This window comes from Streptomyces sp. NPDC057280 (assembly GCF_042668605.1).
Taxonomy (GTDB): Bacteria; Actinomycetota; Actinomycetes; order Streptomycetales; family Streptomycetaceae; genus Streptomyces.
In genome coordinates this window covers 100,087-126,475 of the sequence record NZ_JBHUYR010000014.1, presented here as the reverse complement: position 1 = coordinate 126,475, position 26,389 = coordinate 100,087, and the positions used below count along the sequence as shown (strand labels likewise).

At 70.6% G+C, this 26,389-nt stretch carries 25 protein-coding genes; 11 read left to right on the top strand and 14 right to left on the bottom strand.

Translation table 11 applies throughout. The annotated features are described in order from the left end of the window. Window positions 1-33 precede the first annotated feature (33 nt). Window positions 34-1,161 carry an alpha/beta hydrolase gene (locus ACFUO4_RS42455; protein WP_383495758.1) on the bottom strand — a complete coding sequence of 376 codons (1,128 nt, stop codon included), beginning with the start codon at window positions 1,159-1,161 and terminating at the stop codon, window positions 34-36. Between the two features lie 234 nt (window positions 1,162-1,395). Here ACFUO4_RS42455 and ACFUO4_RS42450 point away from each other — a divergent pair, with 234 nt between their 5' ends. The 6 genes from ACFUO4_RS42450 (at window position 1,396) to ACFUO4_RS42425 (ending at window position 6,575) form a co-directional block, all read left to right on the top strand. After that, window positions 1,396-3,207: a phosphatidylglycerol lysyltransferase domain-containing protein gene (locus ACFUO4_RS42450; protein ID WP_079309696.1), complete on the top strand. Its 1,812-nt coding sequence runs from the start codon at window positions 1,396-1,398 to the stop codon at window positions 3,205-3,207. 119 nt (window positions 3,208-3,326) lie between these two features. Further along, window positions 3,327-4,220, top strand: coding sequence for a dihydropteroate synthase (gene folP / locus ACFUO4_RS42445; protein ID WP_383495754.1), 894 nt, complete (start codon window positions 3,327-3,329; stop codon window positions 4,218-4,220). Beyond that, window positions 4,217-4,720 (top strand): nuclear transport factor 2 family protein, encoded by a 504-nt coding sequence (locus ACFUO4_RS42440; protein ID WP_079311405.1) that lies wholly within the window; start codon window positions 4,217-4,219, stop codon window positions 4,718-4,720. Before folP ends, ACFUO4_RS42440 begins: the two co-directional genes overlap by 4 nt. Before the next feature lie 283 nt (window positions 4,721-5,003). Next, the gene (folB, locus tag ACFUO4_RS42435; RefSeq protein WP_079311404.1) at window positions 5,004-5,363 is read left to right on the top strand and encodes a dihydroneopterin aldolase; all 360 of its coding nucleotides are present in this window, start codon (window positions 5,004-5,006) and stop codon (window positions 5,361-5,363) included. Further along, window positions 5,360-5,971, top strand: a complete 612-nt coding sequence (folK, locus tag ACFUO4_RS42430; RefSeq protein WP_079311403.1) for a 2-amino-4-hydroxy-6-hydroxymethyldihydropteridine diphosphokinase — start codon at window positions 5,360-5,362, stop codon at window positions 5,969-5,971. Before folB ends, folK begins: the two co-directional genes overlap by 4 nt. 118 nt (window positions 5,972-6,089) lie before the next feature. Next, entirely contained in the window at window positions 6,090-6,575 is a 486-nt protein-coding gene (locus ACFUO4_RS42425) for a DUF3180 domain-containing protein (RefSeq protein ID WP_383495749.1), read from the top strand. Window positions 6,576-6,822: 247 nt separating this feature from the next. On the opposite strand, the gene folE is transcribed toward ACFUO4_RS42425, so the two are convergent. The 6 genes from folE to dacB all read right to left on the bottom strand — a co-directional run bounded on the left by folE (window position 6,823) and on the right by dacB (window position 14,430). Beyond that, window positions 6,823-7,428, bottom strand: a complete 606-nt coding sequence (gene folE / locus ACFUO4_RS42420; protein ID WP_079311402.1) for a GTP cyclohydrolase I FolE — start codon at window positions 7,426-7,428, stop codon at window positions 6,823-6,825. Between the two features lie 124 nt (window positions 7,429-7,552). Further along, entirely contained in the window at window positions 7,553-9,592 is a 2,040-nt protein-coding gene (gene ftsH / locus ACFUO4_RS42415) for an ATP-dependent zinc metalloprotease FtsH (RefSeq protein ID WP_079311401.1), read from the bottom strand. Window positions 9,593-9,788: 196 nt separating this feature from the next. Continuing rightward, the gene (hpt, locus tag ACFUO4_RS42410) at window positions 9,789-10,349 is read right to left on the bottom strand and encodes a hypoxanthine phosphoribosyltransferase (protein ID WP_079311400.1); all 561 of its coding nucleotides are present in this window, start codon (window positions 10,347-10,349) and stop codon (window positions 9,789-9,791) included. A 54-nt stretch (window positions 10,350-10,403) separates the two neighbouring features. Continuing rightward, window positions 10,404-11,438: a tRNA lysidine(34) synthetase TilS gene (gene tilS, locus ACFUO4_RS42405; protein ID WP_079311399.1), complete on the bottom strand. Its 1,035-nt coding sequence runs from the start codon at window positions 11,436-11,438 to the stop codon at window positions 10,404-10,406. A 192-nt stretch (window positions 11,439-11,630) separates the two neighbouring features. Next, complete coding sequence (locus ACFUO4_RS42400) at window positions 11,631-12,785, bottom strand: zinc-dependent metalloprotease (RefSeq protein ID WP_383495744.1); 1,155 nt, start codon at window positions 12,783-12,785, stop codon at window positions 11,631-11,633. Window positions 12,786-12,852: 67 nt separating this feature from the next. Continuing rightward, window positions 12,853-14,430, bottom strand: coding sequence for a D-alanyl-D-alanine carboxypeptidase/D-alanyl-D-alanine-endopeptidase (gene dacB / locus ACFUO4_RS42395; protein WP_383495742.1), 1,578 nt, complete (start codon window positions 14,428-14,430; stop codon window positions 12,853-12,855). A 79-nt stretch (window positions 14,431-14,509) separates the two neighbouring features. Between dacB and ACFUO4_RS42390 the strand changes: the two genes are divergently transcribed. Both ACFUO4_RS42390 and ACFUO4_RS42385 read left to right on the top strand, forming a co-directional pair. Continuing rightward, entirely contained in the window at window positions 14,510-15,001 is a 492-nt protein-coding gene (locus tag ACFUO4_RS42390; protein ID WP_079311408.1) for an inorganic diphosphatase, read from the top strand. Between the two features lie 126 nt (window positions 15,002-15,127). After that, on the top strand, window positions 15,128-16,801 hold the full coding sequence (locus ACFUO4_RS42385) for a threonine/serine exporter ThrE family protein (protein ID WP_383495739.1): 1,674 nt from the start codon (window positions 15,128-15,130) through the stop codon (window positions 16,799-16,801). 10 nt (window positions 16,802-16,811) lie between these two features. Here the strand turns inward: ACFUO4_RS42385 and ACFUO4_RS42380 are convergent, their stop codons facing one another. After that, window positions 16,812-17,684, bottom strand: coding sequence for a DedA family protein (locus tag ACFUO4_RS42380; protein WP_383495736.1), 873 nt, complete (start codon window positions 17,682-17,684; stop codon window positions 16,812-16,814). A gap of 133 nt (window positions 17,685-17,817) precedes the next feature. Between ACFUO4_RS42380 and ACFUO4_RS42375 the strand changes: the two genes are divergently transcribed. Then, window positions 17,818-18,183: a YbjQ family protein gene (locus ACFUO4_RS42375; RefSeq protein WP_079311395.1), complete on the top strand. Its 366-nt coding sequence runs from the start codon at window positions 17,818-17,820 to the stop codon at window positions 18,181-18,183. 18 nt (window positions 18,184-18,201) lie between these two features. On the opposite strand, the gene ACFUO4_RS42370 is transcribed toward ACFUO4_RS42375, so the two are convergent. Continuing rightward, complete coding sequence (locus ACFUO4_RS42370) at window positions 18,202-18,963, bottom strand: MerR family transcriptional regulator (RefSeq protein ID WP_079311394.1); 762 nt, start codon at window positions 18,961-18,963, stop codon at window positions 18,202-18,204. A gap of 118 nt (window positions 18,964-19,081) precedes the next feature. Here ACFUO4_RS42370 and ACFUO4_RS42365 point away from each other — a divergent pair, with 118 nt between their 5' ends. Together ACFUO4_RS42365 and ACFUO4_RS42360 are read left to right on the top strand one after the other, a co-directional pair. Then, on the top strand, window positions 19,082-20,365 hold the full coding sequence (locus ACFUO4_RS42365; RefSeq protein WP_383495731.1) for an ion channel protein: 1,284 nt from the start codon (window positions 19,082-19,084) through the stop codon (window positions 20,363-20,365). A 22-nt stretch (window positions 20,366-20,387) separates the two neighbouring features. Then, window positions 20,388-21,788 (top strand): glutamate decarboxylase, encoded by a 1,401-nt coding sequence (locus tag ACFUO4_RS42360; protein WP_383495727.1) that lies wholly within the window; start codon window positions 20,388-20,390, stop codon window positions 21,786-21,788. Between the two features lie 23 nt (window positions 21,789-21,811). On the opposite strand, the gene ACFUO4_RS42355 is transcribed toward ACFUO4_RS42360, so the two are convergent. From ACFUO4_RS42355 to ACFUO4_RS42335, 5 genes are all read right to left on the bottom strand, one after another. Then, window positions 21,812-22,567 carry an ABC transporter permease gene (locus ACFUO4_RS42355; protein WP_383495724.1) on the bottom strand — a complete coding sequence of 252 codons (756 nt, stop codon included), beginning with the start codon at window positions 22,565-22,567 and terminating at the stop codon, window positions 21,812-21,814. Then, window positions 22,564-23,502, bottom strand: coding sequence for an ATP-binding cassette domain-containing protein (locus ACFUO4_RS42350; protein WP_383495721.1), 939 nt, complete (start codon window positions 23,500-23,502; stop codon window positions 22,564-22,566). The genes ACFUO4_RS42355 and ACFUO4_RS42350 overlap by 4 nt, the downstream gene beginning before the upstream one ends. Window positions 23,503-23,575: 73 nt before the next feature. Further along, window positions 23,576-24,217, bottom strand: coding sequence for a PadR family transcriptional regulator (locus ACFUO4_RS42345; RefSeq protein WP_079311391.1), 642 nt, complete (start codon window positions 24,215-24,217; stop codon window positions 23,576-23,578). Between the two features lie 24 nt (window positions 24,218-24,241). Beyond that, window positions 24,242-24,790: a DinB family protein gene (locus tag ACFUO4_RS42340; protein WP_383495717.1), complete on the bottom strand. Its 549-nt coding sequence runs from the start codon at window positions 24,788-24,790 to the stop codon at window positions 24,242-24,244. 125 nt (window positions 24,791-24,915) lie between these two features. After that, window positions 24,916-26,376: an aldehyde dehydrogenase family protein gene (locus ACFUO4_RS42335; RefSeq protein WP_383495714.1), complete on the bottom strand. Its 1,461-nt coding sequence runs from the start codon at window positions 26,374-26,376 to the stop codon at window positions 24,916-24,918. Window positions 26,377-26,389 lie beyond the last annotated feature (13 nt).

The following is a 26,389-nucleotide window of genomic DNA, read 5'->3' as shown; positions in this document are numbered from 1 at the left end:
GCACACCCTCGACCCGCAAGATCATTGCCGGTCTCACCGGTCGCTCAGCCGCCCGCTCATCCACTGCAAGGTCGCCGGAATCTCCCGCCGCCAGGTGTTGAAGTTGTGCCCGCCGCTTTCGAGGATGATCGACGAGATGCGGGTCCGGTCGGTCGCCTTGACGCGCTCTATGAACTTCAGGGTGTCCTTGTAGTTGGACTCTCCCACCTTGCTGCTGCTGACGAGCAGTGAGGTGTCCGGCGCCGGTTCGTGCTTGAGGTACCACCACAGGTCGGCGCGATTGCGGAGTTCCTCGTTCCCCTGGAAGAGATCTCCCGTGGTGGGGTCGATCGGCGCCTTGTAGTACGGCGAAAGGCCCGCGCCCGCCGCGTACACCTGCGGGTGGTGCATGGCGAGCTTCAGCGCGCAGTAACCGCCCGTGGAGTCGCCGATGACGCCCCAGCTGCCCGGCTTCTTCCCGACCCGGTAGTGCGCGAGCACGGCATCCGGCAGGTCTTTGGCGAAGAACGACTCCGTCTGCGGTCCGTTCGGAATGTCGACGCACTCCGTGTCCCGCGGCGGAGCCACGGTCGGCCGCAGCATCACCAGGATCATCGGCTGCATACGGCCGTCCTTGGCGAGCTCCAACGCCGTGCTCGGGTAGTGCAGTTTGTCGACCAGCGCCTGCGCGGTGCCCGGATACCCGGTGAGGACCACGACCGCCGGGAACGTACGCGTGCGGTACCGCGGCTGGAAGTACTCCGGCGGCAGGTACACGAACGCGGACGTCGCGATGTGCGTCGTACGGCCCACGATGGCGACCTTCTGGATCTGGCCGCCGCGCTGCGGCCGCCCGCTGCCCGTCTCCCTGACCCGTCGTACGCCCGTCACCTGGAGCGGGCCGCCCGAGCCGCGGTTCGCCGTGTGGTCCACGACGACGCCCTGCTCGTCCTCCTGCCCGAACAGGTCGGACCAGCTCGCGTAGAACCCGAAGGACTGGTTGGCGCCGAGGCCGAGCGCCGCGAACAGCGCCAGCTGGGTCGCGAACAGCAGCCCCACGCGCCCGCTGACGGCCCGCCAGCCGCGCCGCGCCAGCCGTGGCCACAGCCATACCGTGCCGACGAACAGAGCCACGGCCGACGCGATCGCCAGCACCAGCACGCTATTGCTCGTGAGACCCATGGTTTGCTTCCTGCCTGCGCTTTCTCCCCGTGCCGACGCGCCTCCCGCGGATCTTCGCGAAGGCTTGTCCGGCCCTTTTCCCGGCCTTTGAACCGGCTTTGAGGAAGTGAGTGAACCTCTCTCCCCGAGACACCGTCCTAGAGGGCGCAATGTCGCCGGATGCCCGAATCGGGCACCGGATCCAGGTCTCTCGCAGAACTACGGGATGCGATGTCTGTCAGGACAGATGAGGAAATGTCGGGCGGGGTTCCGAGCCGATCACCGCGCGTGCGGCGCGTACCGCGTGGCCCGCGCCCCGAGGCCGTCCCGGTCCTGGTCGCCAGAGCCTGCGCGGTCGTGGGGCTTCTGGACATTGCCGCGGGCGTGTTCCCGCGCTTCCGTCACAGCCGTATGCACACCCTGGCCGAGGTGCTGCCGGGCGCGCTCGGCCCGTTCGCCGCGGCGCTCTCACTGAGCGCGGGCGTACTGCTGCTCCTGCTGGCGCACGGCCTGCGGCGCCGCAAGCGGCGGGCCTGGCGGGCCGCCGTGGTCCTGCTGCCGGTCGGCGCGGTGGCGCAGTTCACGTACCGCCACTCCCCGGTGGGCGTGCTCATCTCGCTCGCGCTGCTCGCGCCGCTGCTGATCCACCGCGACCAGTTCAAGGCACTGCCCGACCCGCGCAGCCGCTGGCGCGCACTCGCCAACTTCGTCCTCATGGGCGCCGGTTCCCTCCTCCTCGGACTGGTCATCGTCAGCGTCCACCCCAAGACGCTGGTCGGCGACCCGAGCCTGGCCGATCGCCTGACGCACGTCCTGTACGGCCTGTTCGGCTTCGAGGGCCCGGTCGACTACCAGGGCAACACCTCCTGGACGGTCGCCTTCTCCCTGGGCGCCCTGGGGCTGCTCACGGCCATCACGACGATCTACCTGGCCTTCCGCCCCGAACACCCCGCCGCGCGCCTCACCGAGGACGACGAGGCCCGCCTCAGGGCCCTCCTGGAGAAGCACGGCGGCCGCGACTCCCTCGGCCACTTCGCGCTGCGCCGTGACAAGGCGGTCGTCTTCTCCCCCAGCGGCAAGGCCGCGGTGACCTACCGCGTCGTCTCCGGCGTCATGCTCGCCAGCGGCGACCCGATCGGCGACGTCGAGGCCTGGCCGGGCGCCATCGAGCGCTTCATGGACGAGGCCCAGGCCCACTCCTGGACGCCCGCCGTCATGGGCTGCTCGGAGACGGGCGGCGAGGTGTGGACCCGCGAGACCGGCCTGGACGCCCTCGAACTGGGCGACGAGGCGGTGGTGGACGTCGCGGATTTCTCCCTCGCCGGGCGCGCGATGCGCAACGTGCGCCAGATGGTCAAGCGCATCGAGCGCGCGGGCTACGAGACCCGCGTACGGCGCGTCCGTGACCTCGGCGACGCCGAACTCGAGCGCATCCGCCGGGCCGCCGACGACTGGCGCGGCACCGACACCGAACGCGGCTTCTCCATGGCGCTGGGCCGCATCGGCGACCTCGCCGACGGCGACTGTCTGATCGCCACCGCCCACAAGGCCGACGAACAGCCGGGCGAGTACGGCGACCTGAAGGCGATCCTGCACTTCGTGCCCTGGGGCCGCGACGGCGCCTCCCTGGACCTGATGCGCCGCGACCGCTCGGCTGACCCCGGCATGAACGAACTGCTCATCGTGGCCGCGCTCCAGGCCGCCCCGAAGTTCGGCATCACGCGCGTGTCCCTCAACTTCGCCATGTTCCGCTCCGCCCTCGCGCGCGGCGAGAAGATCGGCGCGGGACCGGTGCTGCGCGCCTGGCGCGGACTGCTGGTGTTCCTGTCGCGCTGGTTCCAGATCGAGTCGCTGTACAAGTTCAACGCCAAGTTCCAGCCCCGCTGGGAGCCCCGCTTCGTCGTCTACCGCGCCTCCGGTGACCTGCCCCGCATCGGCTTCGCCGCCATGCAGGCCGAGGGGTTCGTGAACCTCGCCCTCCCGCTGCCGCGGTTCCTGCGCCGCCGCAGGACCGCCCCGCGCGCGTGCGCGCACTCGGTGGCGGAAAGAGACGTCCGCGCGGCCTGACCCGGGTACACCCCGGGCCGCCTGAAGACTGGCCCGGGCGGAAGCCCCACCCCCCAGCCCGGGGGCTTCCGCTCGGGCCGCACGCCGGTCCGGCTCCCCGCGGGGCCTACGCTGAACGTATGAGCAAGCAGAGCGGACGCGGGCGCGTCGTCGGCCTACCGGCATGGGACCGCTGCGCGGTCATGGGAGTCGTGAACGTCACGCCCGACTCCTTCTCCGACGGCGGCCGCTGGTTCGACACGGCCGCCGCCGTCAAGCACGGCCTCGCCCTGGTCGCCGAGGGCGCCGACCTGGTCGACGTCGGCGGCGAGTCCACCCGCCCCGGCGCCACCCGCGTCGACGAGGCCGAGGAGCTCAAGCGCGTCATCCCGGTCGTCCGCGGCCTCGCCTCCGAAGGCGTCACCGTCTCCGTCGACACCATGCGCGCCTCCGTCGCCGCCCAGTCCCTCGCCGCCGGCGCCGCCCTCGTCAACGACGTCAGCGGCGGCCTCGCCGACCCCGCGATGATCCCGGTCGTCGCCGAGGCGGGCGCCCCCTTCGTCGTCATGCACTGGCGCGGCTTCCTCGAGGGCGGCAACGTCAAGGGCGTCTACGACGACGTCGTCACCGAAGTCGTCGACGAACTGCACGCGCGCGTGGAGGCCGTCCTCGCCGGCGGCGTCTCCCCCGACCGCATCGTCGTCGACCCCGGCCTCGGCTTCTCCAAGGACGCCGAGCACGACCTCGTCCTCCTCGCCCACCTCGACCGCCTGCTCACCCTCGGGCACCCCCTGCTCGTCGCCGCCTCCCGCAAGCGTTTCCTCGGACGCGTCCTCGCCGCCGACCCGGAGGCGGCGCCCCCGCCCGCCCGCGAGCGCGACGCCGCCACGGCCGCCGTCTCCGCGCTCGCGGCGCACGCCGGCGCATGGGCCGTGCGCGTGCACGAGGTCCACGCGACGGCGGACGCGGTACGGGTCGCACGCGCCGTGGAAGGGGCGCGCGCAGCGGGCAACGGCGCAGAAGGAGCCCGGTGAGCGCCCCCCATACCGACGTCGAGCAGGTGGAAGCCGCCAACACCGCCTACTACGAGGCGATGGAGCGCGGCGACTTCGAGGCGCTCTCCTCGCTCTGGCTCACCCCGGCCGACCTGGGCGTCGACGAGGAGTACCACGACCCCGCCGACGCCGGCGTGATCTCCTGCGTGCACCCCGGCTGGCCCGTGCTCACCGGTCGCGGCGAGGTCCTGCGGTCGTACGCCCTGATCATGGCGAACACCGACTACATCCAGTTCTTCCTGACCGACGTGCATGTGTCCGTCACCGGCGACACCGCCCTGGTGACCTGCACGGAGAACATCCTCAGCGGCGGGCCCGCCCCCGAGGGCGGCGAGGAGCTCGGCCCGCTCGTAGGCCAGCTGGTGGTCGCCACCAACGTGTTCCACCGCACTCCGTCCGGCTGGAAACTCTGGTCCCACCACGCCTCCCCCGTTCTGGCCGAAAACGACGAGGCCGAAGGGGACGACACCCCCTCCTGAGCGGGTAGGCGCACCCCGAGGCCCTCAGGACCGGATGCGGACCGCGCACCGGACGGACCAACAAGTGGTTGGAATCACCACCCCTTGGGTAGGGGCGGCTACCAACCCGTGAGCCGCCGGGTTCCCCAGGGGAAACACACCGTGAAACCTCCTGGCCCCGGCCCGGCCCCACGCCCCCGTGGCCCGGTGCTGTCAGTGCCCGCAGGTAGATTCGTTCGAGGCCGGTGTGCCGCCCGCACCCGGTACGAACCGGCCATAACCGACGATTGCAGGAGTGATTCGCGTGGATCGTGTCGCGCTGCGCGGCCTGAAGGCCCGCGGGCACCACGGTGTGTTCCCCAAGGAACGCGAAGAGGGCCAGACCTTCATCGTGGACCTCGTCCTGGGCCTGGACACCCGGCCGGCCGCCGCCGACGACGACCTGGCGAAGACCGCGCACTACGGCATCGTGGCGGAGGAGGTCGTGGCCGTCGTCGAGGGCGAGCCGGTGAACCTCATCGAGACCCTCGCCGAGCGCATCGCCCAGGCCTGCCTGAAGCACGAGGGGGTGGAGGAGGTCGAGGTCACCGTCCACAAACCGGACGCGCCGATCACGGTCCCCTTCGACGACGTGACGATCACCATCACCCGGAGCCGAGTATGACCGCGTCCTTCGCCACGGGCCCGAGCGACCCGACCGTCCAGCCGGTGCCCGCCGCCGTCGTCCAGCAGGTGGACGCCGCCGACACCACCCTGCACAACCCCCAGCGCGCGGTGATCTCCCTCGGCTCCAACCTGGGCAACCGCCTGGAGACCCTCCAGGGCGCCATCGACGCGCTGGAGGACACCCCCGGCGTCCGAGTGAAGGCCGTCTCGCCCGTGTACGAGACCGAGCCGTGGGGCGTCGAGCCGGGCAGCCAGCCGTCGTACTTCAACGCGGTGGTCGTCGTGAAGACGACGCTCCCCCCGTCGTCCCTGCTGGAGCGGGCCCACGCGGTCGAGGAGGCCTTCCACCGGGTCCGTGACGAGCGCTGGGGCGCGCGCACGCTGGACGTCGACATCGTGGCGTACGCCGACGTCGTCTCCGACGACCCGGCGCTCACCCTCCCCCACCCGCGCGCCCACGAACGCGCGTTCGTCCTGGCGCCGTGGCACGACGTGGAGCCGCAGGCCCAGTTCCCCGGCCGCGGCCCCGTCTCCGGCCTCCTGGCCGACGTCACCCGGGACGGCGTGGAACCCCGCAAGGACCTGGAACTCCGGCTGCCCGAATAGTCGTTAAGGTCAAGAGCACGAACTCGTTAAGGTCAAGACCACGAGCATCGGGCACAAGGAGCACGAGGATCAGGGCCACCACACCGTCCCTGCCATCCGGGGGAGCTGAAGGGTCACCGTGAGAGAGCTGCGCATCAGGCTGCTGGCCGGCGTGTTCGTCGTCGCCGGAGTCCTGTCCTGGGCGGGCGCCCGCCTGTGGGCCTCGATCGGGACCCTCCCCAGCGTCCCCCTGGCCGCCCCCATCGTGCTGGCCCTGATCGCCGTGGTCCTGCTGTCCACGGCGCTCTCGATCCGCTCCCGCCTCAAGGCCCAGCGGGAGCGCCGCCCCGAGGCCAAGGGCGTGGACCCGCTGATGGCGGCCCGCGCCGTCGTCTTCGGGCAGGCCAGCGCCCTGGTCGCCGCCCTGGTCTCCGGCATGTACGGCGGCACCGGCGTCTTCCTGCTGGAGTCCCTCGACATCCCCGCCCGCCGCGACCAGGCCATCTACGCCGGCTTCTCGGTCCTGGCGGGCGTCGGGGTGATAGCGGCCGCCATCTTCCTAGAGCGCGTGTGCAAACTCCCGGAGGACGACGACCGGAACACGGGAGCGACGTCGACGGCCTGACCCGCCAGGCGCCAGCACCCAGGAGCGTCCACGACCCCAGAAGCGCCAGCGGCCCAGGCCGTCAGCCCGCCAGGACCATCAGGCCGCCAGGACGGTCAGACCGCCAGAGGCATCAGCACCCCAGGACCGTCAGCCCGCCAGAGGCATCAGCACCTCAGGCACGTCACCGCCCAAGGCACATCAGCACCCAGCACCATCAGCACCCCAGGACCATCAGCACCCCAGAGGCATCAGCACCCCAGCACCGTCACCGCGCCATGATCAGGCTCATCGCCTCGTTACGGGTCGCGGGATCACGCAGCTGGCCGCGGACCGCCGACGTTATGGTCTTCGCCCCGGGCTTGCGCACCCCCCGCATCGACATGCACATGTGCTCGCACTCGACGACCACGATCACGCCGCGCGGCTCCAGGATCTCCATCAGGGAGTCGGCGACCTGCGTGGTGAGACGTTCCTGCACCTGCGGCCGACGGGCGTAGACGTCCACGAGCCGGGCCAGCTTCGACAGCCCCGTGATCTTGCCGTCGGCGGACGGGATGTACCCGACGTGGGCGACACCGACGAACGGCACCAGGTGGTGCTCACAGCTCGACAGGACCTCGATGTCCTTCACGAGCACCATCTCGTCGTGCCCCAGGTCGAACGTCGTCGTCAGCACGTCCTCGGGCTTCTGCCACAGCCCCGCGAAGATCTCCTTGTACGCCCGGGCCACCCGCCCCGGCGTCTCCTTGAGCCCCTCCCGGTCCGGGTCCTCCCCGACCGCGATCAGCAGTTCCCGGATGGCGTTCTCGGCGCGCTTCTCGTCGAACTCGCCGATGGAGCCCTCGCCGTCCAGCGTCACGGGGTCGGTCATCTGGTGTGCCTCGTTCCTCGGTGTCCCTGCCTGCACGGCCGAAAAACGCCGCGCCCCCCAGGCTAGAACCTGAGGGGCGCGGCATCCATTCCGGGCCTGGTGAGGCCACCAGGGGCCCGGAACATCAGCTCTCCGGACGGTCCTCGGGGGCCGGCTCGGTCACGGGCGCGGACTCCGCCGCCGTGGCCTTGGCGGTCGAGATCGCCGGGGTGGCGCCGTTGGCACCGTTCGTCAGGGCGAGCTCCTTCGGGGAGAGCACCGGCGGACGGGTGGACGGCGTACGGCGGGAGGAGCCGGTCCAGGCCGGCCGGGCCGGACGCTTGACGATCGCGGAGAAGATCTCGGCGATCTCCTCCTTGCCCAGCGTCTCCTTCTCCAGCAGCTGCAGGACGAGGTTGTCGAGCACGTCGCGGTTCTCGACCAGGATCTCCCAGGCCTCGTTGTGCGCGTTCTCGATGAGCTTCTTGACTTCCTCGTCCACCAGGGCGGCGACCTCTTCCGAGTAGTCGCGCTGGTGGGCCATCTCACGGCCGAGGAACGGCTCGGTGTTGTCGCCGCCGAACTTGATGGCGCCGAGACGCTCGGTCATGCCGTACTGGGTGACCATCGCGCGGGCCGTGGCGGTGGCCTTCTCGATGTCGTTCGCCGCGCCCGTGGTCGGGTCGTGGAAGACCAGTTCCTCGGCCGCGCGACCGCCCAGCATGTAGGCGAGCTGGTCGAGCATCTCGTTGCGCGTGGTGGAGTACTTGTCCTCGTCCGGCAGGACCATCGTGTAGCCCAGGGCGCGGCCGCGGGACAGGATGGTGATCTTGTGGACCGGGTCGGAGTTGGGTGAGGCCGCCGCGACCAGGGCGTGTCCGCCCTCGTGGTACGCGGTGATCTTCTTCTCCTTGTCGGACATGATCCGGGTCCGCTTCTGCGGGCCCGCCACCACGCGGTCGATCGCCTCGTCCAGCATCTGGTTGTCGATCAGCTTCTTGTCCGAGCGGGCCGTCAGCAGCGCGGCCTCGTTCAGCACGTTGGAGAGATCGGCACCCGTGAAGCCGGGCGTACGGCGGGCGACGGCCGACAGGTCGACGTCCGGGGCGACCGGCTTGCCCTTCTGGTGAACCTTGAGGATCTCCAGACGGCCCTGCATGTCCGGACGGTCGACCGCGATCTGGCGGTCGAAGCGGCCGGGGCGCAGGAGGGCCGGGTCGAGGATGTCGGGCCGGTTGGTGGCGGCGATCAGGATGACGCCGCCCTTCACGTCGAAGCCGTCCATCTCGACGAGCAGCTGGTTCAGGGTCTGCTCGCGCTCGTCGTGACCACCGCCGAGGCCGGCGCCGCGGTGGCGGCCGACCGCGTCGATCTCGTCGACGAAGACGATCGCCGGGGCGTTCGCCTTGGCCTGCTCGAACAGGTCACGGACCCGGGAGGCACCGACACCGACGAACATCTCGACGAAGTCGGAACCGGAGATCGAGTAGAACGGCACGCCGGCCTCGCCCGCGACGGCACGCGCGAGCAGGGTCTTGCCGGTGCCGGGAGGACCGTAGAGCAGGACGCCCTTCGGGATCTTGGCGCCGACGGCCTGGAACTTGGCCGGCTCCTGGAGGAACTCCTTGATCTCGTGGAGCTCCTCGACGGCCTCGTCGGATCCGGCGACGTCCGCGAAGGTCGTCTTGGGGGTGTCCTTGGTGATGAGCTTCGCCTTGGACTTGCCGAAGTTCATGACCCGGGAGCCGCCGCCCTGCATCTGATTCATCAGGAACAGGAACACGACGACGATGAGGACGAAGGGAAGCAGGGAGAGCAGGATGCCGACGAACGCGTTCTGCTTGGTCGGCGAGACGGTGTACCCGTCGGGGATCTGCTTCTGCTCGAACTTGGTCTGCAGTGTCGCGGCGAGGTTCTGGCCCTGGTCGCCGATGTAGCTCGCCTGGATCTTCGAGCTGCCGTCGACCTTCTGGCCGTCCTTGAGCTCGACCTTGATGGTCTGCTCGTCGCCGGTGGTCAGCTTGGCCTGCTGGACCTTGTTGTCATTGATCGCCTGGACGACCTGGCCGGTGTCCACCGTCTTGTACCCACCGGACGAGCCGACGACCTGCATCAACACGACCACGGCAAGGACGGCCAGCACGATCCACATGACCGGCCCACGGAAGTATCGCTTCACGTCCATCCATACGGAGCGGTGTCGCCCCGTCCCTCCTGCCATAGTGAGTTTGATAAGACAGTTCTTCTGACGGTACCCCAGCTTCGTCACGCGAAGCCGCACGGGACGGCTGAACGAGCCCGTCTGCATGCTCCAACGGCGCGAAACCCGCCGGGGTTCCCGATCGTCTTAGGAAGAAGGCCCGCTCGGCCTCAAGGCCGGCTCAGCCGCCGTAGACGTGGGGCGCGAGCGTACCGACGAACGGGAGGTTGCGGTACTTCTCGGCGTAGTCGAGACCGTAGCCGACGACGAACTCGTTGGGGATGTCGAAGCCGACCCACTCGACGTCGATGGCGACCTTGGCGGCGTCCGGCTTGCGCAGCAGGGTGCACACCTTCAGCGACTCCGGCTCCCGGGAGCCGAGGTTGGACAGCAGCCACGACAGGGTCAGGCCGGAGTCGATGATGTCCTCGACGATCAGGACGTGCTTGCCCTTGATGTCGGTGTCGAGGTCCTTGAGGATCCGGACGACACCGGAGGACTGGGTGCCCGCGCCGTACGACGACACGGCCATCCAGTCCATGGTGACGGGGGTGGACAGCGCCCGCGCGAGGTCGGCCATGACCATCACCGCGCCCTTGAGGACGCCGACGATGAGCAGGTCCTTGCCCGCGTACTCCGCGTCGATCTTCGCGGCCAGCTCAACCAGCTTGGCGTCGATCTGTTCCTTGGTGATGAGCACCTCTTTGAGGTCGGTGCCCATGTCTTTCGCGTCCACCCGCATCACTTTCGGTCGTCCCACCGGCCTGCCCGTCACCCCTCGCGGAGGGGTAAGGATTCAGCCTTGCCGAATCACCAGTCTGCCACCCTGACGCTGGGCGACGACCTTGCCGGGGAGATTGATGGCCCCCTGGCCGCGCCAGCCGGTGATCAAACGGTCGACTTCCTCGATGTGGCGGGCGAACAGCGAGCCTGCCGGGGCGCCGGCCTCGATGGCGGCGCGGCGCAGTACGCGGCGGCGCACGGCGGGCGGCAGGGCGTAGAGCTTGGCGCATTCCAGCAGGCCGGCCGCGTCACGTACGGCGGTCGCGGCCTGGCTCGCCCAGGCGTCGAGGGCGTCGGCGTCGTCGCGGGAGAGCTGGGCCGTCCGGGCGAGCGCCTCGACGACGCCCTTGCCGAGGGCCTTCTCCAGGGCGGGCAGGCCTTCGTGGCGCAGCCGGGAGCGGGTGTAGGCCGGGTCCGCGTTGTGGGGGTCGTCCCAGACGGGCAGCGACTGGACCATGCAGGCCTTGCGGGCGGTCTGGCGGTCGAGCTGGAGGAAGGGGCGGCGGTACCTGCCGTCGGCCCCCGAGACCGCGGCCATGCCGGACAGGGAGCGGATGCCGGAGCCGCGGGCGAGGCCGAGCAGGACGGTTTCGGCCTGGTCGTCGCGGGTGTGGCCGAGCAGGACGGCGGTGGCGCCGTGGCGGTCGGCGGCGGCGTCGAGGGCGGCGTAGCGGGCGTCGCGGGCGGCGGCCTCGGGGCCGCCTTCGCGGCCGACGGTGACGGCGACGGACTCGACGGGGTCGAGGCCGAGCTGGCGCAGCCGCAGGGCGACTTCCTCGGCGCGCAGGTCGGAGCCGGGCTGGAGGCCGTGGTCGACGGTGACGCCGCCGGCGCGGATGCCGAGTTTGGGGGCCTCGAAGGCGAGGGCGGAGGCGAGGGCCATGGAGTCGGCGCCGCCGGAGCAGGCCACGAGCACGAGCGGGGACGGCGGGCGCTCGTGCGAGGAGTCAGAGGAGTCGTCGGTGGGGCGGATGTGCTCGTTGAGGATGTCGTGGAGGACGCGGCGGACCGCCAGGCGTATCGCCGCGACCGCAGGATGGGGACCCATGTCCGGTTCCCTTCATGAAGTTTTCGGGGGTGAGCCCGAGGTTCGGTCACTCAGAGTGTGTAGATGGTGACAGAACCGGGCCGTTCCCCGAGCATTGCACGCCTACCCAGGGCTCACGGTCCCTCGGACGGGTGATTGGAGGGGCGTTCGCCTGCCGTCGGCCGGTTTTCTTTCACGACCTTTCCGCCCGGTTCACGACTCGGTCCCGGAGTTCCCCGAGTCGGCCTTGCGGTGCACCCGCGCGATCCAGTCCGCCGGTTTGGCGATCTCCGTCTTCGTCGGGAGTGTGTTGGGTGAGGTCCACACGCGGTTGAAGCCGTCCATGCCGACCTCGTTGACGACGGCCCGCACGAAGCGTTCGCCGTCGCGGTACTGCCTGAGCTTGGCGTCCAGGCCGAGCAGTTTGCGCAGGGCCATGTCGAGCCGGGAGGCGCCCTTGGCCCGCCGCTGCTGGAACTTCTCGCGGATCTCCTGGACGCTCGGCACGACGTCCGGGCCCACGCCGTCCATCACGAAGTCGGCGTGGCCCTCCAGGAGGGACATCACGGCGGTGAGGCGGCCGAGGATCTCGCGCTGGGCCGGGGTCTGCACGATCTCGACGAGCGAGCGCCCGCCGTCGTCCTCCTCGCCCTCCGGCCGCCCGCCGGCGAGCGACTGGGCGGCCTCCCGGATGCGTTCCAGGACGGTCATGGGGTCGACCTCGGTCTCCCCCAAGAACGACTGGATTTCGCCCTCCAGGTGGTCCCGCAGCCAGGGCACCGCGGTGAACTGCGTGCGGTGCGTCTCCTCGTGCAGGCACACCCACAGGCGGAAGTCGTGGGGCTGTACGTCGAGTTCGCGCTCCACGTGCACGATGTTCGGCGCGACCAGCAGCAGCCGTCCGCCGCCGTTCTCCCCGGCCGGGAGTTCGCGGGTGGCCGGGGCGAAGGTCTCGTACTGGCCGAGGACGCGGGAGGCCAGGAAGGACAGCAGCATGCCGAGTTCGACGCCGGTGACCTTGCCGCCGACGGCGCCGAGGACCGCGCCGCCCGGGGTGTTGCCGCGCCGTTCCTGCATCTTGTCGAGGAGGGGCTTGAGGATCTCCCGGAAGCCGGCGACGTTGGCCCGGACCCAGCCGGGGCGGTCGACGACGAGGACCGGGGTGTCGTGGCCCTCCTCGGTGGCCAGCCCGGTGAAGGCGCGGACGTGCCCCTCCGAGGTTTTGGCGTGCCGGCGCAGCTCGGCGACGACGGCCCGGGCCTCGTCGCGGCTCACCTCCGGTCCCGGCCGCATCAGCCGGGTCGCGGTCGCCACCGCGAGGTTCCAGTCGACCATCTGAGAAGAAGCAGCACCGCCGATGCTCGTCATGCGTCAACCGTACGTGAGCGTCCGCGCTGGGGGCAGGCCGCGAGGGCGTCGGCTCCCTGGCGGCCCGTCAGCCGCAGCCGCACGCGGCCAGCGCCGTCGCCGCCCTGTCCAGGGCCGCCTGGGCGGCGTCCTTGCTCACCGTGTCCGACGCCAGGAACGCGAAGGCGAGGAGCCGGCCGTCCTGGTCGACGACCGTGCCCGCCAGCGTGTTCACGCCGGTGAGGGTGCCGGTTTTGGCGCGTACGACGCCGGCGGCGCCGTCGGGCGTGTAGCGGGTGGTCAGCGTGCCCGTGAAGCCGGCCACGGGGAGGCCGGTGAGGACCGACCGGAGTTCGGGGTGGTCCGGGTCGCCGGCCTTCGCGAGGAGGGCGGTCAGGAGGTCGGCGGTGAGCTTGTCGCCGCGGTTCAGCCCGCTGCCGTCCTTGAAGGAGACGCCGGAGACCGGGAGTTCGAGCTTCTTCAGCTGGGCCCGGATGGCCCTGCCGCCGCCGGCGAAGTCGGCGCGGACCTTGGTCGCCACCGCCGTCTGGCGGGCCAGGGCCTCCGCGATGTCGTTGTCGCTGTTGGTCAGCATGCGCTCGACCAGAGTGGACAGCGGCGGCGAGGAGACCTCCGCCAGCGTCTCCGCGCCGTCCGTCGCCTTCGAGGGGCCCGGGGACGTCGTCCCGATGCCCTCGTCCGCCAGGAAGGCGGCGAACTTGCGGGCCGCGTCGTCGGCCGGGTCCAGGGCCCGGACGGCCGTGCCGCTCGTGGAGTCGTTCGTCCGGGCCTCATCGGCCATCAGAGGGCTGACCAGGGCGAGGTTGGCGTCGACACCGATGGGGTGCAGGGCGGAACCGGCGTAGAGAGTGGTGTCGTACGACAGCGTGACCTTGCGTACGCCGTCCTTCTTCAGGGCCTTCGCCGTCTTCACGGCCAGGTCACGAAGGCTGGCCCAGCCCTCCGCGTCCTTGCGGGCGGTGAGGGTGGGGTCGCCGCCGCCGACCAGGACCAGTTCGTGGGTGCCGGGTTCCAGGGCCGTGCGGGTCGTGAGGCGGTGGTCGGGGCCCATCGCCGACAGGGCGGCCACCGCGGTGGCGATCTTGGTGGTGGAGGCGGGGGTGAGCGGGGCGTCGGCGCCGACGCCGTACAGGCGCTTGCCGGTGGCCACGTCGACGACCGCGGCGGCACGGCGGCTGCCGAGCGCGCCGTCCTTCAGGAGCGGCCCCAGGACGGTGGAGAGGGCCTCGCCGCTCGGCGCGGACTTCACGGTGTTCGTGGCGCCGCCGAGGCCCGCGAGGACCGAGGACGCGCTCGGGGCGGGCTCGGGAGCCGCTGCCGTCGTACCGGAATCACGGCCGTGATCTGCGCCACCCGTGTGCTCCAGGGCGACCGCCCGGTCCCGCTCGGCCGTACGCTGACCGGTGGAGTCCCAGGGGCCCGCGCTGGTCACCACCACGGCCGTCAGAGCCAGGCCGGCGGTGGCGGCGCCCGCGGTGTACTGCCAGGTCTTCACTGTCGTCAGACGCTTGACCTGCGGTTTCATCGCGTTCGCGAGGCGTGCCGGCTGGGGGCGTGCGGCTGCCAGACGGGGTCGTACGGCGTTCGCGAGCCGCGTCACATGCGGTCTCGCGGCCCGCCAAGGCCTCAGTTCAGGCACGACCACCAGCCCCTTTCGCGATCACACACCTGCGTGAGGGACACTTAACCACCAGAACTATGTGCTGATCATGGAGGAGCCACCGGTGGAGTTCGACGTCACGATCGAGATCCCGAAGGGTTCGCGGAACAAGTACGAGGTGGACCACGAGACCGGTCGGATCCGCCTGGACCGTCGACTCTTCACCTCGACCGCCTACCCGACCGACTACGGCTTCGTCGAGAACACCCTCGGCGAGGACGGCGACCCGCTGGACGCGCTGGTCATTCTTGACGAGCCGACCTTCCCGGGCTGCCTCATCAAGTGCCGCGCGATCGGCATGTTCCGCATGACGGACGAGGCCGGCGGCGACGACAAGCTGCTGTGCGTCCCGGCGACGGACCCGCGCGTGGAGCACCTGCGTGACATCCACCACGTGTCGGAGTTCGACCGCCTGGAGATCCAGCACTTCTTCGAGGTCTACAAGGACCTGGAGCCCGGCAAGTCCGTCGAGGGCGCCAACTGGGTCGGCCGCGTCGACGCCGAGGCCGAGATCGAGCGGTCCTACAAGCGCTTCAAGGAGTCCGGCGGCCACTGAGCCCCGTGATGTCCACGGGCCGCACGCGCACGCGTGCGGCCCGTTCGCGTATCCGGACGCCTGTGGGGAACGCGACTGTGCGCATACTGAGGCGACAGATGGTGCTGTACAGGGAGCGATACGCAAGTGACGTCGGCGGAGGACCGCAAGCCGCAGTCGGACGAGGCGAGGAGCGTCTACGACCCCGAGATCACGTCCGAGTTCGCCATCCCCGACGGCCTGGCCGTCCCCAAGGGGGTCGGCGGCGAGTCGGAGACGTCCTCGGAGTTCGCCGTGCCGGAGGGCCTTCAGGCGCCCGAGGGACCGGCCGCGGAGCCGGAGGGGTCGGCGTTCAGTACACCGCGCACCTACAGCGCCAAGCACGCCCCGCCCGCGTTCACCCCGGCGACCGGTGTTCCCGTGGTCTCGCTGACCAAGGACGTGCCCTGGCAGGACCGGATGCGCACGATGCTGCGGATGCCGGTGGCCGAGCGGCCCGCGCCGGAGCCCCTGCACAAGGAGGACGAGACCGGGCCGGCCGTCCCGCGCGTGCTCGACCTGACCCTGCGTATCGGGGAGCTGCTGCTGGCGGGCGGTGAGGGCGCGGAGGACGTGGAGGCGGCGATGTTCGCCGTCTGCCGCTCGTACGGCCTCGACCGGTGCGAGCCGAACGTCACCTTCACGCTGCTGTCGATCTCGTACCAGCCGTCCCTCGTCGAGGACCCCGTGACGGCCTCCCGGACCGTACGGCGACGCGGCACGGACTACACGCGGCTCGCGGCCGTCTACCAACTGGTGGACGACCTCAGCTACCCCGAGACGGCGTTCTCGCTGGAGGAGGCGTACCGGCGGCTCGCCGAGATCCGCCGCAACCGGCACCCGTACCCCACCTGGGTGCTCACCTCGGCGAGCGGGCTGCTCGCGGGCGCCGCGTCCGTGCTCGTCGGCGGTGACGCGATCGTGTTCGTGGCGGCCGCGCTGGGCGCGATGCTCGGCGACCGGCTGGCGTGGCTGTGCGCGGGGCGCGGGCTGCCGGAGTTCTACCAGTTCACGGTCGCCGCGATGCCGCCGGCGGCGATAGGGGTGGCGCTGACGGTGGCCCACGTGGACGTGAAGGCGTCCGCGGTCATCACCGGTGGACTGTTCGCGCTGCTGCCGGGGCGGGCGCTGGTGGCGGGCGTGCAGGACGGGCTGACCGGGTTCTACATCACCGCGTCGGCGCGGCTCCTGGAGGTGATGTACCTGTTCGTCGGCATCGTCGTGGGCGTGCTGGTGGTCTTGTACTTCGGGGTGCAGTTCGGCGCCGACCTCAACCCGGACGTGGTGCTGATCATCGAGGAGCGGCCGCTGTGGCAGATCGGGGCGTCGATGCTGCTGTCGCTGACGTTCGCGGTGCTGTTGCAGCAGGAACGGTCCACCGTGCTGGTGGTGACGCTCAACGGGGGTGTGGCGTGGTCGGTGTACGGGGCGCTGCACTACGTCGGAGAGATCTCGCCGGTGGCCTCCACGGCGGTGGCGGCGGGGCTGGTGGGCCTGTTCGGGCAGATGCTGTCGCGGTACCGGTTCGCTTCCGCGCTGCCGTACACGACCGCCGCGATCGGGCCGCTGCTGCCGGGTTCCGCGACGTACTTCGGGCTGCTGTCCATCGCGCGGGACGATGTCGACAAGGGGCTGGTGTCGCTGGCCACGGCCGCGTCTTTGGCCATGGCCATCGCGATTGGGGTGAATTTGGGGTCGGAGATCTCGCGGTTGTTCTTGAGGGTGCCGGGTGGGGCGTCTGCCGCGGGGCGGCGGGCGGCGAAGCGGACGCGGGGGTTCTGACAGGGCGCTTCTAGTAACCCTGGTTATAGGGGTACTGCTGGTTCTGCTGGTTGTCGTAGCCCTGCTGCTGTGGGTACTGCTGGGCGTACTGCTGCTGGTCGTAGCCGTACTGGTCGTTGTAGCCGTACTGCTGCTGGTCGCCGTAGGACTGCGGAGGCTGCTGCTGGTCGTTCGACGGGATGCGGCGCAGCTGGGTCGTCGCGTCGTCCATCGGCGGGGGCTGGTAGGCCTGGGGCTGGGGGGCCGCAGGCTGCTCGGCTGCCGCCTTCTTCTTGGAACGCTCCCGCAGGTACTCGATGATGATCGGGACCACCGACACGAAGACGATGAGGACGAGGATCGCCTCGACGTTCTTGTGGATGACGTCGATCTGACCGAGCCAGTACCCCGCGAGGGTGACGCCGGTTCCCCAGGCGACGCCACCGATGACGTTGTACGTCAGGAAGGTGCGGTACTTCATGCGGCCGGCGCCCGCCACGATGGGGGCGAAGGTGCGCACGATCGGGACGAAGCGGGCCAGGACGATCGCCTTGGGGCCGTACTTCTCCATGAACTCGTGCGCTTTCTCCAGGTTCTCCTGTTTGAAGAGCTTGGAGTTGGGGCGGCTGAAGAGCTTGGGGCCGAAGAACTTGCCGATCATGTAGCCCACTTGGTCGCCGAGGACGGCGGCCAGCACGATCAGGAGGCAGACCAGCCACAGCGGCTGGCTGATGTAGTCGCCCTGCGCCACGAACAGACCCGCCGTGAACAGCAGGGAGTCGCCCGGCAGGAAGGCGAAGAGACCCGACTCGGCGAAGACGATCAGCAGGATTCCGGGGAGGCTGAACGTCTGGATCAGATAGTCGGGGCTGAGCCACTCGGGGCCTAGCGCGAGCGTGGTCACGGGTCTGTGGCTCCTGGTGCTGGGGAACGGGCGGGGCTGGCTGCCCCAAAAGTATCAACGCAGGCCCCGGAGCCCAGGTTCCACGGGGCCGCCGGGGATGCGCTGTGGGCTCTCCGGGAGAAAGCTGTGAGCCATGAGTATCGATGATTTCGGCGGCGGCCAGGGCCCCGAGCCCGATGTGCTCGTGGTGACCACCAACGACGTGCCCGGCTTCCGGGTGCAGCGGGTACTGGGGGAGGTCTTCGGGCTGACCGTGCGCTCCCGGCATCTGGGGAGCCAGATCGGCGCGGGCTTGAAGTCGATGATCGGCGGTGAGCTCAAGGGACTCACCAAGACGCTGGTGCAGACCCGCAACCAGGCCATGGAACGGCTCGTGGAGCAGGCACGCGCGCGTGGGGCGAACGCCGTGCTGGCGTTCCGCTTCGACGTGACGGAGGCGGCCGACGTCGGCACGGAGGTGTGTGCCTACGGGACCGCCGTGGTCCTGGCCCGGGAGTGAGCCCCGGGCCAGGACGGACTAGGAGGTGTGCCGGGCCGCGTTCGCCCTGATCGCGTCCCTCAGGTGCTCGGCCAGGCCGTCGCCCATCGCGTCGTAGAACGCCTTGAAGCGCTCGTCGGAGACGTACATGTCGCCGAAGCACAGGTGCATCTCGTAGGGGACCTCGAAGTAGTAGCGGCTGATGTGCTGCCGGTGTTCCTCGGCGAGGTCCATGGCCGCCTCGGCGGACGGCTGCTCGCCGGCCGTCACCAGGGCGGCGTAGCGCCGGCCCCAGTCGTCGACCTCGGCCTGGATGCGCTTCCAGTCCTCCTTGGTGTACGTCGCGGCGCGGCGCTGGGACTCGGCGTACGCCTCGGTGCCGCCCCAGCGCTGTTCCGCCTCCTCGGCGTACTGCTCGGGATCCTTGTCGCCGAAGACCTCGAAGCGTTCCTCCGGCGTGAGGTTGATGCCCATCTTGCGTGCCTCCATGGCCTGCTCCACGGCCGCCGCCATCTTCCGCAGCTGCTCGATCCGGGCGGTCAGCAACTCGTGCTGGCGGCGCAGGTGGGCGCGCGGGTCCGTGTCCGGATCGTCGAGGAGGGCGGCGACCTCGTCGAGCGGGAAGCCGAGCTCGCGGTAGAACAGGATCTGCTGCAGCCGGTCCAGGTCGGCGTCGCTGTAGCGCCGGTGGCCCGCGTGGCTGCGCTCGCTGGGCGCGAGCAGGCCGATGTCGTCGTAGTGGTGGAGCGTGCGCACCGTCACTCCGGCGAAACCGGCGACCTGTCCCACGGAGTAGCTCACTTCTCCGCTCCTTCCCTTCTCGGTACGCCGTCCACGGTGCGTCCTCACGCCACGTGAGGTGCAAGTCCCTGGGGCGACTCCGGATGTGGTGCCCGTTTTGCCCGCTTATCGTGGGCCCGTGGCCCAGGACACCGCGCAGCAGGCACCCGCAGCCCCGGCGACCCCGGCCCGTGCGCTGCTGCCCCTGATCCTCCCCGCTCTCGCGGTGGGCGTGGGTGCGAGCCTGATCTTCCTCGGGGTGAGCGCGGCGGCCGAGGCCTTCCAGGACGTGCTGTGGCAGGACCTGCCCGACGCGCTGGGTGTGGGCCGGTACTCGGTGCTCTGGATGCTGGTCATGCTCACCGCGACCGGCGTGGCCGTCGGCCTGGTGGTGTGGAAGGTGCCCGGCCACGCCGGGCCCGACCCGGCCACCATGGGCCTGGACGCCCCCGTGCTGCCGCCCGTCGTACTGCCGGGGCTGGTCCTCGCGACCGGCCTGATGCTGGCCGGCGGGCCGAGCCTCGGCCCCGAGAACCCGATCATCGCCGTGAACGTCGCGATCTTCTTCTGGCTCGGCCGGCGGTTCCTGCCCCGGGCGCCGGGCCCGCTGTGGCCGGCGCTCGCGGAGGCGGCGACGATCGGCGCGCTCTTCGGTACGCCGGTGGCGGCGGCCCTGGTCATCTCCGAGGCGCTGGCCGGACGGCAGGTCAAGGGCGCGCTGTGGGACAACGTCTTCGCGCCGCTGATGGCGGCGGCCGCGGGCGCCCTGACGACCACCCTGGTGGCCCATCCGTCCTTCGATCTCCACCTGCCCGCGTTCGGTCGGCCCGGCTGGGGCGATCTGCTGGCGGCGCTGGTGATCGCGTCCGCTGCGGCCGTGTTCGGCATGGGTGCCGTCCGCGCCTTCCCGTACGTCCACGGCGCGTTCTCCCGGCTGCGGCACCCGATGCTCGCCCTGCCCGCCGGCGGCCTCGTCCTGGGCCTGCTCGCGGCCGTGGGCGGCCATCTCACGCTCTTCAAGGGGCTGGAGGAGGTCGGGGAGATCGCCGCCGACCCGGACGGCTGGTCGGCCGGGGAGTTCGCCACGATGACCGCGGTGAAGCTGGCCGCGCTGCTCGTCGCCGCGTCCTGCGGCTTCCGCGGCGGACGGATCTTCCCGGCGGTGTTCGTCGGCGCCGCCTTCGGTCTGTGCGCCCACGCCCTGGTGTCCGGCGTCCACCCCTCCGTCGGTGTCGCCGCGGGTGTGCTGGGCATGCTCCTCGCCATCACCCGGCAGGGCTGGGTGAGCCTGTTCACGGCCGCCGTCCTGGTGGCCTCGCCGGCGATCATCGCCTTGCTCTGCTTCGCCTCGCTGCCGGCCTGGCTGCTGGTGACCGGGCGGCCCCAGATGCAGTTGCGCGACGACGGAACCCCGGTCCGCTGAACCCACTTCGAGGAGTCCATCGATGCCGCTCCACCAAGGTCCCGAGAAGCGCGACGAGCGCCCGATGTCCGTCAACCCCTTCTACGGGGAGGCCAATCCGGTCGGCGGCATGACCGAGGCCCCGCCCAAGCACCGGCTGCCGGACACCCCGCTGCCGCCCATGACTGCGTACCAGCTGGTGCACGACGAGCTGATGCTGGACGGCAACTCCCGGCTGAATCTCGCCACGTTCGTCACCACCTGGATGGAGCCGCAGGCCGGCGTCCTGATGGCGGAGTGCCGGGACAAGAACATGATCGACAAGGACGAGTACCCGCGCACCGCCGAGCTGGAGCGGCGCTGTGTGGCGATGCTCGCCGACCTGTGGAACGCACCCGATCCGGCGACCGCCGTCGGCTGTTCGACGACCGGATCGAGTGAGGCCTGCATGCTCGCCGGGATGGCGCTGAAACGGCGCTGGAGCAAGCGGAACCCGAAGCCGGGCGCCCGCCCCAACCTGGTCATGGGCATCAACGTCCAGGTGTGCTGGGAGAAGTTCTGCAACTTCTGGGAGGTGGAGCCCCGGCTGATCCCGATGGAGGGCGACCGCTTCCATCTCGATCCGCAGGCCGCCGCCGCGCTGTGCGACGAGAACACCATCGGGGTCGTCGCGATCCTCGGCTCCACCTTCGACGGCTCCTACGAGCCCGTCGCCGACCTGTGCGCCGCCCTGGACGCGCTGCAGGAGCGCACCGGCCTCGACATCCCGGTGCACGTCGACGGGGCGTCCGGCGGCATGGTCGCGCCCTTCCTCGACCCGGACCTCGCCTGGGACTTCCGGCTGCCGCGTGTCGCCTCCATCAACACCTCGGGGCACAAGTACGGCCTGGTCTACCCGGGCGTCGGCTGGGCGCTGTGGCGCGACCAGGACGCCCTGCCCGAGGAACTGGTCTTCCGCGTCAACTACCTGGGCGGCGACATGCCGACCTTCGCGCTCAACTTCTCCCGGCCCGGCGCGCAGGTCGTCGCGCAGTACTACACGTTCCTGCGGCTGGGCCGCGAGGGCTACCGGGCCGTGCAGCAGACCACCCGGGACGTCGCCGGAAGCCTCGCCGAACGCATCGAGGCCCTCGGCGACTTCCGGCTCCTGACCCGGGGCGACCAGCTGCCGGTGTTCGCCTTCACCACCGGGCACGACGTGACGGCGTACGACGTCTTCGACGTGTCCCGGCGGATGCGCGAGCGGGGCTGGCTGGTGCCGGCGTACACCTTCCCGCCCCACCGCGAGGACCTGAGCGTCCTACGGGTCGTCTGCCGCAACGGCTTCTCCGCCGATCTCGCCGAGCTGTTCGTGGACGACCTGCGGCGGCTGCTGCCCGAACTGCGCCGCCAGCCGCACCCGTCGACCCGGGACAAGGGTGCGGCGACGGGTTTCCATCACTGACGGGTCTCCGTCCCCGAGGACGGCTACTCGCTGAGCGCCGCGAACCGCCGCACCGCCAGCGGGAAGAAGACCGCGAGCAGCGCCAGCGGCCAGGCCACGGCCGCCCACACGTGGTCCGTGCCGAGCCCGCCGAACAGGTCCCGTACGGCCGTCGCCGTGCGGGACATCGGGTTCCACTGGACCACCGTGCCGAGCCAGTCCGGCATGGAGGCGGGCGTGGCGAGCGCGTTGGACAGGAAGCCGACCGGCCAGACCAGGATCTGCACGGCCTGCACCATCTCGGGCTTCCCGGCCACCAGTGCCAGGAAGATGCCGATCCAGAGCATGGCGAAGCGGAAGAGCAGCAGCAGTCCGAGGGCGCCGACGAACGCCCCCGGGCCGCCGCTCGGCCGCCAGCCGAGGGCGAAGCCGACACCGACGAGGGCCCCGAGCCCCACCGTCGACTGGAGCATGTCCGCCGCCGAACGCCCCACCAGTACCGCCCCGTTGGCCATGGGCAGCGAGCGGAAGCGGTCGATGACGCCCTTGTCGAGGTCCTGGGTGACGGCGATCATCGTGCCCTCCAGGCCGAAGGCCATGGTGAGCGCGAGCATCCCGGGCACCAGATAGTCGACGTACTCCCCCTCGACACCCCGGCCGCCGCCGATGAGATAGCCGAACATCAGCAGCAGCATCACCGGGAAGACCAGGCCGACGACGACCCGTACCGGCTGCCGTGCCCAGTGGGCGAGTTCGCGCCGGGTCATGGTCCAGGAGTCGGTCAGCGCGTACGGGGTCATGCGGCTCCCTCCGTGAGGTGCAGGAACGCCTCGTCCAGCGTGGGCCGGCGCAGCACCACGTCCTCCGCCTCGATGCCCGCGTCCTGAAGCGCCCGTACGACCCCGGAGAGCGCCGCCATCCGGTCGGTGACCGGGGCGCTGAGCAGCCGGCGGTCGGGGTCCACGGAGACTCCGGCCCGGCCCACCGGCAGCAGCGCGACCGCCGCCCCCAGTTGCCCCGCGTCGCGCAGCACGACGTCGATGCGGTCGCCGCCGGCCGCCTTCTTCAGCTCTTCCGGGGTGCCGTCCGCGACGACCCGGCCGGCGCCCACGACGGAGACGCGGTCGGCGAGCTGGTCGGCCTCCTCCAGGTACTGCGTGGTGAGCAGGACCGTCGTACCGCCGCCGACCAGGGAGCGGACCGACGCCCACACCTCGGCGCGGCCGCGCGGGTCGAGGCCGGTGGTCGGCTCGTCCAGGAAGAGCACTTCGGGTTCGGTGATCAGCGAGGCCGCGAGGTCCAGGCGGCGGCGCATGCCTCCGCTGTAGTGCCGTACGGCCTTGCGGCCGGTGTCGGTCAGGGCGAACCGCTCCAGGAGCTCGTCGGCACGCGCGCGTGCCCGGCGGGCGCCCAGGTGGTGGAGGCGGCCGAACATCTCCAGGTTCTGCCGGCCGCCCAGCTCCTCGTCGAGCGCCGCGTGCTGGCCGAGCAGACCGATGCGCAGGCGGACGGCGTAGGCCTGGCGCACGACGTCGTGGCCGGCCACCTCGATGCGGCCGGCGTCCGGGCGCAGCAGGGTGGAGAGGATGCGGACCAAGGTGGTCTTGCCGGCGCCGTTCGGGCCGAGCACTCCGTGCACCGTGCCGCGGGCGACCGTGAGGTCAAGCCCGTCCAGTGCCTGTTTCGCGCCGTACTTCTTGCGTGCTCCGTCGACGGTGATCGCCGCTTGGGTCACTGCCACTCCCTCACTAGTCAAAGTTGACTACCCGATCGAAGGTAACTCAGCGAGACCCATTGGTCAAACTTGATTAGCTAGCGTCCTCCGGGTGCCGCTCCCCCGTCGCGTACGGGTTCTCCTCGCCCTCGGCGAGCACGCCGACGAACGGCTCGCCCTCCCCCGCGAAGGTGTACGCCCCGTCCTCGACGCGGCCGATCAGGCCCTGGATCCAGGCGAGTTCGGCATCGGCCGTGTGGATCCAGAGGTTCATGATCTCGCCGATGTGCCCGAGCTGCTCGGGCCCCTCCTCGGGGACGTAGTGCTCGGTGACGGAGGCGCGCCACTCCTCGATGCGGCGGATCCGCTCCTTCAGGAGGGACACCACCTCCGCGCGCGGAAGGTCGACCATGAAGCCGATGGCCGCCGACTTCACGTCCATCTTCTGGTCGTACGAGGTCAGCGCCTCGCGCAGCAGCCGCAGGAACTCCTCGGTGCCCGCCCGGGTGATCTCGTACTCGGTACGGGGCGGGCCACCGGCGGTGGACGGCGCGATCTCGTGCGCGTGCAGCAGTCCCTGCTTCGCCATCTGCTTCAGGGCGTGGTAGATCGAGCCGGGCTTGGCGTTGGACCACTCGTGCGCGCCCCAGTACTCCAGGTCGTTGCGCACCTGGTAGCCGTGGGCCCGCCCGTGCTGGCGGACCGCGCCGAGCACGAGGAGACGGATCGCTGACATGGGGCCAGCGTAGGACGCTTGACGTCAGGTCCAGGTCGTGCCCTGCTCCTTGGCCACCAGCTCGAAGGCGGTGGCGCCGTCCAGGGACTCCCGGATGATGTCGGCGTGGCCGGCGTGCCGGGCCATCTCGCGGATCAGGTTGAGCAGCATCCAGCGGACGGAGACCCGGCTGTCCGGCGGGAACCAGGGGTCGTTCGGCAGGGCGAAGGTGTCGTCGAGGCTCGGGACCGAACGGGCGTACGCCTCCGTCTCCGCGGCGACCTTCTCCCAGTAGGCCAGCTGGGACTCGACCGTCTCGCCGTCCACGAGGGCGAAGCACTCGTGCCAGTTCGCCTCGGTCCGCTGCACGGCCGGCGGCTCGCCCTTGGCGCGGGCGACCCAGCCCTGCTCGACCTCGGCCACATGCTTCAGCAGCCCGGCGAGGGACAGGTCGCTGGCGCTGGGCCTGGCGGCCGCCTGTTCGTCCGTCAGCCCGAGCAGCGCGCGCCGGATCGCGCCGCGCTCGGCGGCCAGATAGCCGAGCAGCGCTCCGCGCTCGTCGCCGTGTGCTTCCGCGGGAACGTGGGTGACCATGACCGGCCGCCTTTCGTCGGGACCCGGGGGGCTCTCCCCCTGACACCGACGAAGCTACGGGCCCTTGCGGTCAGCTTCCGTCCGCAAGGGCCCGGCGCGCGGGAAATACCTGGAGCGGGAAATACCTAGAAGGGGAAGGTGCTCCGGCCGCGCTGGACCGAGATCCACTTCAGGGTGGTGAACGCGTGCACCACGCTCTCGCCGTTCAGGCGGCCCATGCCCGAGCTCTTCTCGCCGCCGAAGGGGACGACGGGCTCGTCGTGGACAGTGCCGTCGTTCACATGGAACATGCCGGTGTCGATCTGCTCGGCGAAGGCGACACCCCGCTCGACGTCGCCCGTGTGGACGGCGCCGCTCAGGCCGTACGGAGTGTCGTTGACGATGCGTACGGCCTCCTCCTCGCCGTCGAAGGGGACGAGAAAGGCGACCGGGCCGAAGACCTCCTGCCGCAGCAGGGCCGAGTCGGCGGGGACGCCGGTCAGGACGGACGGTTCGACGAGGTTGTCGGTCCGGCCGCCGCGCACCAGAGCCGTGGCGCCCTCTGCGAGCGCCTGGTCGATCACGCCGGTCACGGCGTCCGCCTTGGAGTGGTTGATGAGCGGACCGATGACCGTCTCGGGCTCGCGCGGATCTCCGGTCCTGAGCGTCTTCACCTTGGCGACGAACTTCTCGGTGAACTCGTCGAAGACCGAGCGGTCGACCAGGATGCGGTTGGCGGCCATGCAGATCTGGCCCTGGTGGATGTACCGGCTGAAGACGGCCGCGTCGACGGCGTAGTCGACGTCGGCGTCGTCGAGGACCACCAGCGCGCTGTTGCCGCTCAGTTCGAGGACCGAGCGCTTGAGGTTTGCGGCGCACAGGGCGGCGACATGGCGCCCGACCTGGTCGGAGCCGGTGAAGGAGATGACCTTCAGGAGCGGGTGGTCGATGAAGGCGTCACCGGTCTCGGCGATGTCGGTGATGACGACGTTCAGCAGGCCGCCGGGCAGACCGGCGTCCTGGAAGATCTTGGCGACCAGCGAGCCGCCGACGATCGGGGTTTCCTGATGCGGCTTGAGGACGACGGCGTTGCCGAGGGCGAGGGCCGGGGCGACCGACTTGACCGAGAGGAGGAAGGGGAAGTTGTAGGAGCTGATCACACCCACCACACCGACCGGAACGCGGTGGACGCGGTTCTCCTTGCCGTCGACGGAAGAGGGGAGGATCGTGCCTTCGGGGCTCAGAGCCTGGTGGGCCGCTTCGCGCAGGAAGTCCTTGGCGAGGCGCAGTTCGAAGTCCGCCTTCAGCCGGGTGCCGCCGAGTTCGGTGATGATCGCGTCGGCGATCTCCTGCTCGCGCTCCTCGACCAGGCGCAGCGCCCTTTCGAGGACGGCTCGGCGGGCGTACGGGTTGGTCGCGGCCCATGCCTTCTGGGCGCGGGCGGCCGCCTGGTACGCGTCGTCGACCTCGTCGACCGTGGCTATGGTGATCGATGCCAGCTTCTCGCCGTCGTACGGGTTGAAGTCGATGATGTCCCAGGAGCCGGTGCCCGGACGCCACTCACCGTCGATGTACTGCTGGGCCAGGTCAGTGAAGTACGACGACATGCGATCCCCAAAT

What these genes read in the sequence shown, in the direction of transcription:
- ACFUO4_RS42455 (WP_383495758.1), bottom strand. Translation starts at nt 1,161, where the DNA reads ATGGGTCTCACGAGCAATAGCGTGCTGGTGCTGGCGATCGCGTCGGCC.
- ACFUO4_RS42450 (WP_079309696.1), top strand. Translation starts at nt 1,396, where the DNA reads ATGTCGGGCGGGGTTCCGAGCCGATCACCGCGCGTGCGGCGCGTACCG.
- folP (WP_383495754.1), top strand. Translation starts at nt 3,327, where the DNA reads ATGAGCAAGCAGAGCGGACGCGGGCGCGTCGTCGGCCTACCGGCATGG.
- folK (WP_079311403.1), top strand. Translation starts at nt 5,360, where the DNA reads ATGACCGCGTCCTTCGCCACGGGCCCGAGCGACCCGACCGTCCAGCCG.
- folE (WP_079311402.1), bottom strand. Translation starts at nt 7,428, where the DNA reads ATGACCGACCCCGTGACGCTGGACGGCGAGGGCTCCATCGGCGAGTTC.
- ftsH (WP_079311401.1), bottom strand. Translation starts at nt 9,592, where the DNA reads ATGGACGTGAAGCGATACTTCCGTGGGCCGGTCATGTGGATCGTGCTG.
- hpt (WP_079311400.1), bottom strand. Translation starts at nt 10,349, where the DNA reads ATGCGGGTGGACGCGAAAGACATGGGCACCGACCTCAAAGAGGTGCTC.
- tilS (WP_079311399.1), bottom strand. Translation starts at nt 11,438, where the DNA reads ATGGGTCCCCATCCTGCGGTCGCGGCGATACGCCTGGCGGTCCGCCGC.
- ACFUO4_RS42400 (WP_383495744.1), bottom strand. Translation starts at nt 12,785, where the DNA reads ATGACGAGCATCGGCGGTGCTGCTTCTTCTCAGATGGTCGACTGGAAC.
- ACFUO4_RS42375 (WP_079311395.1), top strand. Translation starts at nt 17,818, where the DNA reads ATGAGTATCGATGATTTCGGCGGCGGCCAGGGCCCCGAGCCCGATGTG.
- ACFUO4_RS42360 (WP_383495727.1), top strand. Translation starts at nt 20,388, where the DNA reads ATGCCGCTCCACCAAGGTCCCGAGAAGCGCGACGAGCGCCCGATGTCC.
- ACFUO4_RS42355 (WP_383495724.1), bottom strand. Translation starts at nt 22,567, where the DNA reads ATGACCCCGTACGCGCTGACCGACTCCTGGACCATGACCCGGCGCGAA.
- ACFUO4_RS42345 (WP_079311391.1), bottom strand. Translation starts at nt 24,217, where the DNA reads ATGTCAGCGATCCGTCTCCTCGTGCTCGGCGCGGTCCGCCAGCACGGG.
- ACFUO4_RS42340 (WP_383495717.1), bottom strand. Translation starts at nt 24,790, where the DNA reads ATGGTCACCCACGTTCCCGCGGAAGCACACGGCGACGAGCGCGGAGCG.
- ACFUO4_RS42335 (WP_383495714.1), bottom strand. Translation starts at nt 26,376, where the DNA reads ATGTCGTCGTACTTCACTGACCTGGCCCAGCAGTACATCGACGGTGAG.